General features: G+C 72.8%; 11 protein-coding genes. 3 read left to right on the forward strand and 8 right to left on the reverse strand.

Annotation, left to right across the window (positions count from 1 at the left end):
* Positions 1-217 precede the first annotated feature (217 nt).
* On the forward strand, positions 218-967 hold the full coding sequence (locus ACH4J0_RS09690; protein ID WP_396237999.1) for a TrmH family RNA methyltransferase: 750 nt from the start codon (positions 218-220) through the stop codon (positions 965-967).
* A gap of 7 nt (positions 968-974) precedes the next feature.
* Here ACH4J0_RS09690 and ACH4J0_RS09695 read toward each other — a convergent pair whose 3' ends face one another.
* The 4 genes from ACH4J0_RS09695 to ACH4J0_RS09710 form a co-directional block, all read right to left on the reverse strand.
* Entirely contained in the window at positions 975-1,886 is a 912-nt protein-coding gene (locus tag ACH4J0_RS09695; protein ID WP_396238001.1) for a pyridoxamine 5'-phosphate oxidase family protein, read from the reverse strand.
* 12 nt (positions 1,887-1,898) lie between these two features.
* Positions 1,899-2,357 (reverse strand): VOC family protein, encoded by a 459-nt coding sequence (locus tag ACH4J0_RS09700; protein WP_396238003.1) that lies wholly within the window; start codon positions 2,355-2,357, stop codon positions 1,899-1,901.
* Between the two features lie 176 nt (positions 2,358-2,533).
* Positions 2,534-3,556, reverse strand: a complete 1,023-nt coding sequence (locus tag ACH4J0_RS09705) for an XRE family transcriptional regulator (RefSeq protein WP_396238005.1) — start codon at positions 3,554-3,556, stop codon at positions 2,534-2,536.
* Positions 3,557-3,855: 299 nt separating this feature from the next.
* Positions 3,856-6,024, reverse strand: coding sequence for a protease pro-enzyme activation domain-containing protein (locus ACH4J0_RS09710; protein WP_396238007.1), 2,169 nt, complete (start codon positions 6,022-6,024; stop codon positions 3,856-3,858).
* 260 nt (positions 6,025-6,284) lie between these two features.
* On the opposite strand from ACH4J0_RS09710, the gene ACH4J0_RS09715 reads away from it, so the two are divergent.
* The gene (locus ACH4J0_RS09715; RefSeq protein WP_396238009.1) at positions 6,285-6,851 is read left to right on the forward strand and encodes a CGNR zinc finger domain-containing protein; all 567 of its coding nucleotides are present in this window, start codon (positions 6,285-6,287) and stop codon (positions 6,849-6,851) included.
* Positions 6,852-6,930: 79 nt separating this feature from the next.
* On the opposite strand, the gene ACH4J0_RS09720 is transcribed toward ACH4J0_RS09715, so the two are convergent.
* The 3 genes from ACH4J0_RS09720 to ACH4J0_RS09730 form a co-directional block, all read right to left on the reverse strand.
* Complete coding sequence (locus ACH4J0_RS09720; protein WP_396238011.1) at positions 6,931-8,427, reverse strand: FAD-dependent monooxygenase; 1,497 nt, start codon at positions 8,425-8,427, stop codon at positions 6,931-6,933.
* A gap of 141 nt (positions 8,428-8,568) precedes the next feature.
* Positions 8,569-10,269 (reverse strand): phenylacetic acid degradation protein PaaN, encoded by a 1,701-nt coding sequence (gene paaN / locus ACH4J0_RS09725; RefSeq protein ID WP_396238013.1) that lies wholly within the window; start codon positions 10,267-10,269, stop codon positions 8,569-8,571.
* A gap of 172 nt (positions 10,270-10,441) precedes the next feature.
* On the reverse strand, positions 10,442-11,707 hold the full coding sequence (locus ACH4J0_RS09730) for a hypothetical protein (protein WP_396238015.1): 1,266 nt from the start codon (positions 11,705-11,707) through the stop codon (positions 10,442-10,444).
* 126 nt (positions 11,708-11,833) lie between these two features.
* Here ACH4J0_RS09730 and ACH4J0_RS09735 point away from each other — a divergent pair, with 126 nt between their 5' ends.
* A complete protein-coding gene (locus tag ACH4J0_RS09735; protein WP_396238017.1) occupies positions 11,834-12,418 on the forward strand; it encodes a TetR/AcrR family transcriptional regulator in 585 nt (194 codons plus the stop codon).
* A gap of 17 nt (positions 12,419-12,435) precedes the next feature.
* On the opposite strand, the gene ACH4J0_RS09740 is transcribed toward ACH4J0_RS09735, so the two are convergent.
* The gene (locus ACH4J0_RS09740; protein WP_030278207.1) at positions 12,436-12,897 is read right to left on the reverse strand and encodes an Lrp/AsnC family transcriptional regulator; all 462 of its coding nucleotides are present in this window, start codon (positions 12,895-12,897) and stop codon (positions 12,436-12,438) included.
* Between the last annotated feature and the right edge of the window lie 107 nt (positions 12,898-13,004).

The raw sequence follows: 13,004 nt of genomic DNA on the forward strand, positions 1-13,004 counted from the left end.
GCCCCTCTCCGCGGCCACCCCCTCCACCGCCCCTCCCGCAGCGCGTCCCTCTCGCCTGGTTGGGTGAGGGGGTGGGCGTGGGGTGAGGGGCGAGGTGGGGTGAGGGGGTGGGCGTGGGGTGAGGGGCGAGGTGGGGTGAGGGGGTGGGCGTGGGGGAGGAGGAGGGGTGTGCGGCCGCTGGGAAGAGGGGGGTGGCTGTGGGTGGGAGAGTGGGGGGATGGATGACGAGGTGGTGCGGGCGTGGCGGGTCGTTGAGCAGGAACCGGGGGTGGTGCTGCTGGACGGGTTTCATCCGCTGAAGCATGCGCTGCGGTTCGGGGGTGGGGTTCGGCGGGTTCTGACGGGGGACCGGGCGGCGCTGTTGGCGTTGGCGGGGGAGCTGGCGCCGGATGTGGTTCCGGCGTTGGAGGGGCTGGCGGTGGAGGTGTCGGAGGAGCGGTTGCGGGGGTTGGCGCCCCGGTTGCATCCGACGGGGGTGATCGCCCTGGCGGTGCGGCCGTCGGTGGAGGCGAACCGGGCGGTGTTGGGGCGGCGGCCCCGGCGGGCTCCGGTGGTGGTGTTGGAGAACCCGCGGAACCTGGGGAACGTCGGGGCGGTGATCCGGTTGGCGGCCGGGTTCGGGGCCACCGGAGTGGTGACCACGGGGGATCTGGATCCGTGGCATCCGACGGTGCTGCGGGGGAGCGCGGGTCTGCACTTCGCCACGGCCGTGGAGCGGGTGGCGCTGCCGGAGCTGCCGGCCGGGCCGCTGTACGTGCTGGATCCGGAGGGGACGGACATCCGGGACCTGCCGTTTCCGGATGATGCGCTGCTCGCCTTCGGGACGGAGCGCCACGGTGTGTCGGCGGAGCTCAAGGCGCGGGCCGATCGGCTGGTCGCGGTGCCGATGCAGCCGGGGGTGTCCAGTTTCAATCTGGCGACGAGCGTGGCGATGGGGCTCTTCCACTGGATGTCGGGGAAGCGCTGAGGCGCAGTCAGCGCGGGTTGGCGGGCGAGTACTCGGGACCGGTCCAGCCCAGCGGGGTGGCGTCGGCGAGCTCGCGGACTCCGGTGACGGTCAGTTCGACCATCCGCTCGGCGCCCGGCGCGGCCTGACGGGCCTCCTCGGACCAGTCGGTGCGGGCCTCGCCGGTGATCAGCAGGGCCCCGCCGGTCTCCCAGTCGGGCAGCAGCAGGCCGGCTCGCGGGTTCAGCTCCAGGTTTCCGAGCGTCATGAACATCGCGTTGCCGCGGTACTCGGGCCAGCGCACCCGGTCCGGCGCGACGGCCTCCAGGAAGCCGGGGAAGCCGCCTCGGTGCGAGGCGTCCACCCGGCCGTCCGGGCCGGCGGTCGCGATGAAGAAGGTGTCCGAGGTGTTCACGGCGAGCCGCTGGGCCGTGGACAGGACCGGGCCCTCGGCGATCGTGCGGGGCGGGCCGGCACCCGGGCGGTCCAGCGGGGTGCGGCGCTGGATGTACTTCGGGCAGTTGGACACCACCTCCTCGGCGTGGACCGTGAGCCCGCCCCGGCCGTCCGGGGCCGAGCGGCCGTTGAGCCGCATCCGGCGGCGGCCGGCCGGGTCCAGGGCGATGGTGCCGACCTGTGCCGGGCGGGCCAGGGCCTCGGCCAGCGGGTCGGCCTCGGCCGGGTGGGCGGCGACCGTCACGGTGCGCTCGTCCGCGGCCCGGAGGAAGCCGGCCGGACCGGAGAGCTGGGTGGCCCAGATCCGGCCGTCCCGGTCGGCGGCGCCGACCACCAGCATCCGCCGCTCGGTCAGGAAGCGGGCGGCCACCGCCGGGACGGTGCTGCGGATCGACCGACCGGCGTGGTCGGCCCGGTCGAGGACCCCGGCGCGGGCCTGGGCGGTCCGCTCACCGGAGTGGTAGGGCGTGCCGATGGTCGTCACGGTGTGCTCCGTCTAGAAGAAGCCGCAGGTCGGGGCGCCGGTGGTGGGGGCTTCGGCGGTGGTCTCGTCCACGCCGGTGCGGGTGTAGACCTCCAGCCGGATGCCGTCCGGGTCGTTGAAGAAGATGCCGCCGGAGGCGGAGCCCTCGCCGTGCGGGACGACGCCGTCGTAGGCGAACTCGGCGCCCAGGTCGCGCAGCAGGTCCTCGGTGGCGCGGACCTCGTCGAGGCTCTCGACCTCGAAGGAGAGGTGGTGCAGGCCGGGGGTCACGGTGGAGAAGGCCCCGGTGCTCTGCTGCCAGAGCGTGACCACCAGGCGGCCGTCACGGCCGAGCATGGCGTAGCGGCGCTCGGGGTCGGTGCCCTCGTGGGCGAGCTGGAGGCCGAGGACGGCGCGGTAGAAGTCGATCGAGCGGTTCAGGTCGGTGACGTTCAGGCCCACGTGGCCGGTCTGCAGGGTGGTGCTGGACATGCCTGGTCACTCCCGTGGCTGGGGTTTCCGGCGAGGCCGACGCCTAACCGGTGTAGATCAGGCTAGGGGTTAGGTGATGGAGGGTCAACCTGTTCTGCGGCGTGAAGTGGTTAGGTTGGGGCACGCGAAAGCCCCGCCGGACCGTCAGGTCCGGCGGGGCTCGGAGGGGGAACGGGTCAGGCCCACTCCCAGCGGATGCCGATGTGGCCCGGCTGCTGGTCCGGGGCCAGGACGTGGGCGCTCGCCGAGGCACCGATCCACAGCTGTTCGCGGCGGTGGTCGACGTCGGCGCCCGGCTCGCGGTCGTAGCGCTCGCAGTGCGCCGGGACGGCCGCCGGGTCGAAGTGCACCTGGAGCACGTACTCGCGCACCGGGGTGGCGAAGCGGCGGCTGTACTCCATGGTCGGACCGCCCGGGGGGATCTCCACCTCGTACTCGAAGACCGTGCTGTCGCCCAGTCCGAGCGGGCGGTCCAGCATCAGCTCGGCGACGGTCAGCCCGGTCTCCGGGCGGCGGCGGACCCTGCCCAGCCGGCCGTGCCGGACCGAGGTGATCTCCGGGCAGCCGGTGGCCTCCTCGTCGGCCTTGTGTACGACCATGCAGCGGCCGACGCCGCCGACCGTGGCGCGCACCACCTGGCGCATCCGCAGCAGGTTGCCGCGCCGTTCGGCGTCCACGTAGTACGAGTCGTGGATGCTGAGCCGCTCCAGCTCGCCGGCCGGCGGGGCGTCCAGTTCGGCGAAGATGGCGGCGATCTCCTGCTCGCCCGGCCAGACGTCCTCCAGCCCGAGGTGGAGGGTGTTGGCGGCGGCGGCCCAGCGGCCGCGCGGGCGCGGCGGGCCGAGCAGCGAGGAGAGCGCGCTGTGCGGCAGGCCGAGCAGCTCCTCCAGCAGGTGGACGGCGCGCAGCGAGCTGGCCCGTTCGGGCTGGCTGCGGCCGCGCCTCCAGTAACTCAGCGTCGTGACACTGACCCTGACGCCCCGTTGGGCGAGGGCGGCGCGAATCCGGTCCAGGCTGAGGCCGCTGGCCTCGATGGCCAGGTGAAGGGCGTCCGCGAAGCCGCCGGCCGGGGCGGGACGACCGGCGGACGGCGCGGGGGTCGGGTTCGGCGGCGGCGCCGGCACGGGCGGGTCGGGTCGCTCCGTACGCGATCCGACCAGCCGCAGCCGCGCGGCGTCCTGAGGTTGCTGTGCGGCCATGCGGTGACCCTCCCCACCAGGTGAGTTCGGTGGCACCGGGCCGATGCCGGGGTGCGCCGCCAGCGGCTTCACCGAGCTTTGGGGAACCCTATGCACGGTCGAGAGGCTACGTCATCAGTCGTGCGTATGACAGTGGTCACGGCAGGTGGACCGCAAGGTTAGCGATCTTGAAACAGTCCGGAAACACGACCGGAACGCCGGGCCGGGGAGACGGTGAACCGGGCGGAAACGGACACCGCCGGGGCGGGCCCTGTCGGCGCCGCCCCGGCGGGGGTCTGGCTGGTGCTACCGGCCGGTGATCACTTGACGTTCAGGGCGACGTCGTCGATCACGAAGCTGGTCTGGTTGGAACCGTCCTCGGTGCCGGTGAACGTGAGGGTCACGGTCCGGCCGGCGAAGGAGGTCAGGTCCAGGGTCTGCTGCACGTAGCCGGCGGCCGAGTCCACGTTGGACCAGCTCTTCAGCGTGGTGTTGCCGGCCTTGAGGGTCAGCTTGTCGTACGCGGTGCCGCCGGTCTCCGCGGTGTCGATGTGCAGCGCGAAGGTGAGGGTGGCGGAGGTGCAGCCGGCCGGGACCGAGACGGTCTGCGACAGGGTGTCGGTGTGGGTGGTGCCGTAGCCGTCCAGCCAGGCCTTCCAGCTGCCCGAGTGGGCCGGTTCCGAGGAGCCGTTGTCGACGACGGCCGAGGAGGTGGTCCACGGGGCGGCGGTGCCGGTCTCGAAGCCGCCGTTGCCGATCAGCTGGGCGGCGGTGCAGCCGCCGACGGGCGGCGGGGTGGTGCCGCCGGTGGTGCCGCCGAGCAGGGCGGTGGTCAGGGCGTCGGCGACCGGGCTGCCCCAGCCGGTGACCTGGTCGTAGCCCTGGCCGGCCGAGTAGTCCTGGTTGGCGCCGGTGGTCACGTCGTGGAAGGCGCTGCCGTAGCTGCTGCTGTTCGCGACCGAGTACAGCTTCGGGCTCGCTTCGCCGAGGGCGGGCTGTCCGGCGGCCTTGGCCTTCTGGTTGAACTGGGCGGCGTAGCCGGACCACAGCGGGGCGGCCGCGCTGGTGCCGCCGATGACCTGCCACGCACCGCCGGTGTAGACCGCGAAGCCGCTCTGCGGGTCGGCGTTGGAGGAGACGTCCGGGACGGTGCGCATGGTGCCGTTGATGCCGGTGCCGGTCTGCCAGCTCGGCTTGCCGAACACGGTGGAGACGCCACCGCCGGCGGTGCTCCAGGCGCTCTCCGAGGAGTAGCCGTTGGCACCGCTGACCTGGAGGTTGGTGCCGCCGACGCCGGTGTTGTGCGGGCTGGAGGCCGGGAAGTCGACCGACTTCACGGTCGCGCCGCTGGTGGAGCGGGTGCAGTCGCGGGAGCCGTCGTCGCCGGAGGCGGAGAAGATCGAGATGCCCTGGGCGGCGGCCTGCTTGAAGGCGTTGTCGACGGCCGTCATGGAGGCGGCGGTGGTGTCCGGCTCGCAGGAGCCCCAGGAGATCGAGATGACCGTGGCCTTGTTGTCGGCCACGATCCTGTTGGCCATGTCGATCTCGCCCTGGTCGTTGTTCGGGGCCTCGTAGACCAGCTGGGTGGCCTTGGGGGCCGCTCCGCGGACGATCTCGCTGTCCAGCTCGACCTCGCCCTCGCCCTGGCCGGGCGCCGAGTCGTAGGAGGCGCCGTCCACGGAGACGGTGCTGACGGCCGGGCCGGTCAGGCCGTACTGGGCGTCGTAGCTCGTCAGGTCGGAGGACTTGTAGCCGTCGAACTCCCAGAGGGCGACGGTCGTGCCGGTGCCGTCGGCGCCGGTCTTGTCCAGGTTGTAGGCGCCCTGGTACTGGGCCGGGGTCATGCCGCTCGGGGACGAGGTGGCGGCGTTCGGGGTGACCGCGTTCGGCCTGGACAGGTGGTTCTTGCGCACCGCGTGGTTGTCCAGGCCGCTCACGCCCTGGATCACGGCGGCCAGGTCGGAGGGGATCGAGGCGGCGTCGTCGTTGGCGAAGAAGGTGCGCTGCTGCTGCGGGTCCACGTAGGAGCTCTCGTGGGTGCCGAAGGCCCGGGACACCTGCGCGGTCGTGCCGTGGGCGTTGACCACCTGGCGGTTGGCGCTCACGCCGCTCACCGTGAGGCCCTGGGCGGCCAGGTACGCCTTGACCTGCTGGACGTTCTGCTCGGTCGGACCGTACCGGGCGGTGAACTGCTCGGGCGTCAGGTAGCGGCCGTACTCGGGTGCGCCGGGGGTGGTGACCGCGGCGAGGAAGCGGTCCAGCTCGGCGGAGTCGCGCAGCTTCAGGTCGACGGTCACCGAGATCTGCTGCTCGGCCGGGACGTCGCCCTTCTTCTCCGAGTGGGCGACCGCGGGGTTCACGGTGTTCGGCAGGGCGACGCGCGGGGCGGCGTGGGGGGTGGCGGCCTGCGCGGTGGAGACGCCGAGCGAGACGGCGGTCAGCGGCAGGACGGCTATCGCGGCGGCGACGGCGAGGGAACGGTGGCGCAACGGATCCTCCTCTGGCCGGCCGTGGGGAGCCGGCAAGGGGCAAGGCGTTCCGAGGGGTTCGGGAACGCTGGCTAGAACATGTCAGAGCGGACCGCCGCTGTGGATCATGGTCCGGCAATTCGTTGCTAAAAAACAGTCAACTGTGGAGGGCTGGAAAGCCGGGGATTCCATACAGTGAATGTCCGGAATTCCGGCGTCGGTCCATACCAATTCAGGTCGGTGGGCGCGGTCGTAGAATCGGACCGAGCCGAGGGAGAGCGATGACTGACGTGATGCCGGACCCGAGGGACCACCGACCGCTGATCGGCGAGCCGCTGGCGCTCGACCTGCTCAACACGCGCTGGGCCGGGACGCCCGTCAACGACGCGCTCACCGGCGTCGAGCAGTACGGCATCTGGCTCTCCACCAACGGGCTGAGCGAGCGCTGCGCGGCCGACGAGGCGGGGCTGGCGGCGATCCGGCAGGCCCGCGAGGCGATCGAGCTGGCCACCCAGGACGCCCGGGAACAGGGCGAGTTGAGCGCACGGGCCCGCGACGGGCTGGACGCGGTGCTGGCGCACGGGCGGATCCGGCGCGCGGCCGGTCCGGGCGGTGCCGAGGACCGGGTCGAGGCCGACCGGCCGGAGTGGCTGGCGCCCTGGCTGGCGGCTGACGACTTCCTCGCGCTGCTCGGGCGGGGTGCTCACCGGGTGAAGCAGTGCGCACACGAGGCGTGCATTCTGCATTTCTTCGACGCCTCGCAGAACGGGCGCCGGCGGTGGTGCCGGATGGCGGTCTGCGGGAATCGGGCGAAGGCGGCGCGGCACTACGTGAAGGCGCGGGGTTAACGGACGACCGAACGAAGGGTCGGCGGGGCAGGGCGCGGCCGGGGGTCGATCCGCCGGCCCCGGCCGCGCCCGGGGCCGGTCAGGCCTCGGCGGGGCTGCCCAGCCAGCTGGTGAGGGCCCCGCGCAGCTCGCCCTGGCCCGGGTCGACGGCGGCCCAGGCGACGTAGCCGTCCGGGCGGATCAGCAGGACGGTGTCGGCCAGCTTGCCGTGCGGGTCGGCGGGGGCGGCGGTGACCAGACGGTCCGCCCAGGGGTCGACGGCGGTCAGCTCGTCATTGCTGACCAGCACGAACCTCCCGGCGCGCAGCGCCTCGTAGAGCCGCTCGGGGCCGGCCGGGGCGCCCTCGGCGGGCTTGCTGAGGGCGGTCAGCCGCAGGTCCGGGACGCGCTTGCCGACCTGCGGGTGGGCGCCCTTGGGGGCGGGGTAGGAGATCTCGATGCCGGAGACCATCCGGGCGCCGCGCTCGGTGAGCAGGTCGAGGTGGCCGCCGATCGCGGTGAGCGCCCCGCGCAGGGCGCGGGTGGGGGCGGACTCGGCGAGGGCGATCCGGATCAGCGCGCCGGAGGTGCGCAGCACCGTCCTGGCGACCGGGTGCCGCTCGGCCTGGTAGGTGTCGAGCAGCGCGTCGGTGGCCCGGCCGCGGAGGGCGGCGGCGAGCTTCCAGGAGAGGTTGGCGGCGTCCTGGAGGCCGGTGTTCATGCCCTGGCCGCCGGCCGGGGAGTGGCAGTGGGCGGCGTCGCCGGCCAGGAACACCCGGCCCGAACGGTAGTTGGGGGCCTGGCGTTCGTCGCTGTGGAAGGTGGAGCTCCACCGCACGTCGTGCAGGCCGTAGTCCTCGCCCTGGGTGGCCTGGACGATCGCGGTGAGCTGCTCGGGGGTGGGGGTGGCACCGTCCGCGTGCTGCTCGTTGCGGTCCCACGCGATGACCCGGTACCAGCCGTCGCCGAACGGGGCGACGAAGGAGAAGCCGGCCTTGTTGGCGCCGACCGCGATCGCGTCGGCGGGCTCGCGCTCCAGCCGGACGTCGGCGAGCATCACGGAGTCGACCACGGACTCGCCGGGGAAGGGGATGCCCAGCAGCTCGCGGACGGCGGAGTGGACGCCGTCGGTGCCGACCGCGTAGCGGGCGCGGTGGCTCCGCCCGTCGTGGGTCTCCAGGGTGACGCCCTCGGCGTCCTGGCGCAGCCCGGTGACCTCGGCGCCGCGCAGGATCACGGCGCCGGCCCGCTCGGCGCGCTCCAGGAGCAGCCGTTCGACGTGGTACTGCGGGGTGATCAGGACGAACGGGAAGCGGCTGGGCAGCGAGCTGAGGTCGATCCCGAGCCGGTTCATCATCCTCAGCCCGACGAGTGGGCGGCCGGTGGCGATGAGCTCGTCGGCGAGGCCGCGGGCGTCCAGCAGTTCCAGGCTGCGGGCGTGCACGGCGAAGGCGCGGGTGAGGTTGGACTCGGTGGTGCGCTTCTCCAGCACGGTGACGCCGACCCCGGCGGCGGCGAGGTCGCCGGCCAGCAGCAGTCCGGTCGGTCCGGCGCCGACGACGATCACGTCGGTTTCGGTGGTCGGCTTCACGGTCATCTATCAGCTCCCGTTGTTCGGAGGGCGGTTGGACGCCGTTTCCGGCGCTCTCCCAGCCTCCATCATCGCTGGCGCCCGCGGAGCTGTGAACCGCCGGTCCCCCGGTGGTCGATGACCACCGGGGGACCGGAGCGCACGGGCTCAGCCGTGCCGGCGGATCTCCACCGTGCGGAACCGGTTGGCGACGAAGGCGCCGTCGCAGTAGGCCGAGTTGGCGGCCGGGTTGGCGCCGGTGCCGTGCAGGTCGGAGAAGGCGGCGGTCTGGTTGGGGTAGACGCCGCCGGTGAGGTTGAGCGAGAGCGAGACGCCGGAGTCCAGCGCTGCCTCGACCAGCAGGGCCTCCACCTCGGGCGAGGTGGTGTAGCCGGAGGCCGTCATGGCGCCCTTCTCGCGGACCGTGGTGCGCAGCAACTCCACGGCGGCGGGGGTGGATTCGACGGCGACGGCGAAGGAGACCGGGCCGAAGCACTCGGTGCGGAAGACCGTGCGGTCGTCCGGCTTGTCGGCGTTGAGCTTGACCAGCGCCGGGGTGCGGACGGTGGCGCCGGGGAAGTCGGGCGAGACCACCGCGCGCGGGGCGAGGGCGAGTTCGCCGTACTCGCCGCCGGCCGCGGCGGCCGAGCGCTGCAGCACGCCCGGGTTGACCACGGCACCGAGGATGGCGGCGGCGCGGGCGTCGTCGGCGAGCAGGCCCTCGATGGCGGCGGCGAGGTCGGCGACGACCTGGTCGAAGGACTTGTCCCCCTGGTCGGTGCGGATGCCGCCGCGCGGGATGAGCACGTTCTGCGGGGTGGTGCACATCTGGCCGCTGTAGAGCGAGAGGGCGAAGGCGAGGTTGCCCAGCATGCCCTTGTAGTCGTCGGTGGAGTCGATGACGACGGCGTTGACGCCGGCCTTCTCGGTGTAGACCTGGGCCTGCTTGGCGTGCTCCTCCAACCAGTCGCCGAAGGTGGTGGAGCCGGTGTAGTCGATCATCTTGATCTCGGGGCGCACGGCGAGGGTCGCGGCGACGGTGCCGCCCTCGTGCTCGGCGGCCAGGCAGACCAGGTTGGCGTCGAAGCCGGCCTCGCTGAGCACCTCGCGGGCGATGGAGACCGTCAGTGCGAGCGGCAGGACGGCCCGCGGGTGCGGCTTGACCAGCACCGGGTTGCCGGTGGACAGCGAGGCGAACAGGCCGGGGTAGCCGTTCCAGGTGGGGAAGGTGTTGCAGCCGATCAGCAGCGCGAGGCCGCGCGGGACGACGGTGAACTCCTTGGTCATCACCAGCGGTTCGCGCTTGCCCTGGGGCTTGGTCCAGCCGGCCTGCCGGGGCAGCCGGGTCTGCTCGGCGTACGCGTAGGCGACGGCTTCCAGTCCGCGGTCCTGGGCGTGCGGGCCGCCGGCCTGGAAGGCCATGCCGTAGGCCTGGCCGGTGGTGTGCATGACGGCCTGGGCGAACTCGTGGGAGCGGGCGTTGATCCGGTGCAGGATCTCCAGGCAGACGGCGGCGCGTTCCAGCGGGGAGGCGGCGGCCCACCCGGGCTGGGCGGCGCGCAGCGCGGCGATCAGCCCGTCCGGATCGGCGTGCGGGTAGGTGATGCCCAGCTCGATGCCGTACGGGGAGGCCTCGCCGCCGACCTGGTCGCCGTCGGTGGGGTGGCCGTCGAGGACGAAGGGCTTGCCCAGCAGGGCGTCGAAGGCGGCCTTGCCGTCGGCCGGGCCGCTCTCGCCGTAGGCCTTCGGGAACTCCGGGTACGGGGACCAGTAGTCGCGCTTCGCGGCGGCGGAGAGCGCGGCGTCCAGGGTGGCCTGGTGGCGCTCGACCAGCTCGCTGACGAGGGGGTGGGTGACCGCTGCGGACATCTGTGCGCTCCTCAGGGGGGAGGACGGGACACGTCACAGAGTAACCGAACGATCGGTCGGCTCAAGAGGGTGCAGGGGACGGATTCCGGTGGCGAGGGGGCGGAGTCCTGCGGGAACGCGAAGGGGCGCGTCCGGTTCGGACGCGCCCCTGGTCGGATTCGGGGGGGCCGGTCTACGGCACGCCGAGCTCGAAGATCACGTACCCGGCGTACCAGCCCGAGGCGATCGCGCCGGTGCCCAGCACGGCCGCCAGCACCGGCCAGCTGAGCTTGCGCATCCCCACCGCGAGCGCGATGAACAGCGGGAACGCCGGGAGGAGGTAGCGCGAGACGTTGCCGAAGATGCCCAGGCTGCCGAGCACCGAGACGATGGTGGCCAGCGTGTACGCGGTCAGCACCAGCGGCGGGCGCAGCCGGACCAGCAGCACGATCAGCACCGGCAGGCTGAACACGATCAGGGTGGCCAGCAGGTCGGGCACCGGGAAGGCGAAGGGGTAGTCGTTGCGGCCCAGCAGCACCCCGCGGACCGCCTGCCAGGTGCCCTGGCCCCAGTCGAAGTAGTGCAGCCAGGCGTCGTGCTGGATGCGGAAGTAGCCGCCCCACTCGCCGGTCTTCCAACCCACCCAGGCCACGTAGCCGAGCAGGCCGGCCGGGGCCATCAGCATCGCGGCCAGCGGGCGCAGCACGCCGCTCTCCCGCCGGTACAGCTCGACCAGCGCGGCCAGGCCGACGGCTCCGATCAGCGCCGCCGCGGTCGGCCGGTTGAGCCCGGCGACCAGGGTGACCGCCCCGGCCGCGACCCACTGCCGGGTCATCGTGAAGTAGCAGGCCCAGGCGGCCAGCGCGACGAACAGCGAGTCCGAGTAGACCGCCCACTCGGCGCCCGAGCCGGGGGCGATCGCCCAGATCCCGGCGGCGATCACGCCCGCCCGGGGGCCGGCCAGCCTGTCCACCACCGCGTAGATCCCGGCGGCGGCGAACAGCGAGGCCAGCACCGAGACGAGCATCCCGGCGCCGTACAGGCCGAGGCCGGTGACGTCCGAGGTCAGCCGCATCAGGCCCGGGTAGAGCGGGAAGAAGGCGGCCGAGTTCTGCTCGATGGTGAAGCCGGGCTGGCCGCCCGGGATCGGGATCAGCGCCGGGTGGTAGCCGAACTGGGCGACCTGCTGGTACCACCAGCCGTCCCAGCTGGCCAGTACGTCCCAGGGGTGGGCGCCGCCGCCGAACCGGGCCGGCTTCTTGGCGTACTCGCCGGCGAAGGAGAGCAGCTTCATGAAGACCGCGAAGCCGATCAGCTTGAGCACCGCGTAACACCACACGGCCGGCCCGAAGCGGACCACCAGGGCCCGCGCGCGCTCCTGCCAGGGGTGCGGGACGTCCGCCGGCTCCTCGCTGCGCTGCTCGGGCACGTCGGAGGAGACTGCCGGTATTGCGTTCATCAGCTGTGGACCCCAGCCTGCTGGACGTGGACGATCGTCCGCAGATTCTAGGGCCTGCCCCTTCCGGCAGGTGTGGACCAACGACCCGATCGAGTGGCCCGGGGGGCGTCCGGGGATACTCGGAGGATGGCCGATCACACCACGCGCACCGCCTACACCGTCGAGTCACTGCTCGCCGTGACCGTCGACGTGTTCAACGAGCGCGGTTACGACGGCACCTCGATGGAGGACCTCTCCCGGGCGGCCGGGATCTCCAAGTCCTCCATCTACCACCACGTCCGCGGCAAGGAGGAACTGCTGCGGCTGGCGGTCGGGCGGGCGCTGGACGGGCTGTTCGCGATCCTGGCCGAGCCGGCCGCGGTGGAGGGCCCGGCGGTGGGGCGGCTGGAGCACGTGGTGCGGCGCACCGCGGAGGTGCTGCTGGCGGAGCTGCCGTACGTGACGCTGCTGCTGCGGGTGCGCGGCAACACGGCCACCGAGCTGTGGGCGCTGGAGCGGCGGCGGGACTTCGACCACCAGGTGGCGGAGCTGGTGCGGGCGGCCGTCGCGGACGGTGCGCTGCGCGGGGACGTGGAGCCGCGACTGGCCACCCGGCTGCTGTTCGGGATGATCAACTCGATCGTGGAGTGGTACCGGCCGGGGCTGAAGGCGGCGGACGGGGTCGCGGACGCCGTGGTGCACCTGGCCTTCGACGGGCTGCGGGCCAGGTAGCCGGCCGGTTCGGGCCCTCAGTCCGGGGGGACCTGGTCGGTCTCCTCGAACACCAGCATGGTTCGTGTGCCGAGCACCTGTGGGATGGACTGGATGCGGTTGAGCACCAGCTCCCGCAGGGCGTGGTTGTCGGCGGTGTGCACCAGCAGCAGGACGTCGAAGTCCCCGCCGACCAGCGCGATGTGGGCGACCCCGGGCAGCTCCAGCAGCTGCTCGCGCACGGTGCGCCAGGAGTTCTGGACGATCTTCAGGGTGATGTACGCGGACGCGCCCTGACCTGCCCGTTCGTGGTCCACCCTGGCGGTGAAGCCGCGGATGATGCCGTCCTCCACCATCCTGGAGATCCGGGCGTACGCGTTGGCCCGGGACACGTGCACCCGCTCGGCCACCGAGCGGATGGAGGCGCGACCGTCCTGCTGCAGCAGCCGCAGGATCGACCGGTCGACCCGGTCGAGTCTGGACATCTGTTCAGCCGACATGACCCCCCACCCTCACCGATTGGACGCACTGCCACCAGTCGACCGCCGCTCAGGCCGAATGTCCACCACCTTGTCACGCTTCTGGTCAAGATGAACAGACGACCGAA

The organism is Kitasatospora sp. NPDC017646 (genome assembly GCF_044329365.1).
Lineage (GTDB): Bacteria > Actinomycetota > Actinomycetes > Streptomycetales > Streptomycetaceae > Kitasatospora.

Coding starts and splice junctions, on each gene's coding strand:
- ACH4J0_RS09690 (WP_396237999.1), top strand. CDS start 218: ATGGATGACGAGGTGGTGCGGGCGTGGCGGGTCGTTGAGCAGGAACCG.
- ACH4J0_RS09700 (WP_396238003.1), bottom strand. CDS start 2,357: ATGTCCAGCACCACCCTGCAGACCGGCCACGTGGGCCTGAACGTCACC.
- ACH4J0_RS09705 (WP_396238005.1), bottom strand. CDS start 3,556: ATGGCCGCACAGCAACCTCAGGACGCCGCGCGGCTGCGGCTGGTCGGA.
- ACH4J0_RS09715 (WP_396238009.1), top strand. CDS start 6,285: ATGACTGACGTGATGCCGGACCCGAGGGACCACCGACCGCTGATCGGC.
- ACH4J0_RS09720 (WP_396238011.1), bottom strand. CDS start 8,427: ATGACCGTGAAGCCGACCACCGAAACCGACGTGATCGTCGTCGGCGCC.
- paaN (WP_396238013.1), bottom strand. CDS start 10,269: ATGTCCGCAGCGGTCACCCACCCCCTCGTCAGCGAGCTGGTCGAGCGC.
- ACH4J0_RS09730 (WP_396238015.1), bottom strand. CDS start 11,707: ATGAACGCAATACCGGCAGTCTCCTCCGACGTGCCCGAGCAGCGCAGC.
- ACH4J0_RS09735 (WP_396238017.1), top strand. CDS start 11,834: ATGGCCGATCACACCACGCGCACCGCCTACACCGTCGAGTCACTGCTC.
- ACH4J0_RS09740 (WP_030278207.1), bottom strand. CDS start 12,897: ATGTCGGCTGAACAGATGTCCAGACTCGACCGGGTCGACCGGTCGATC.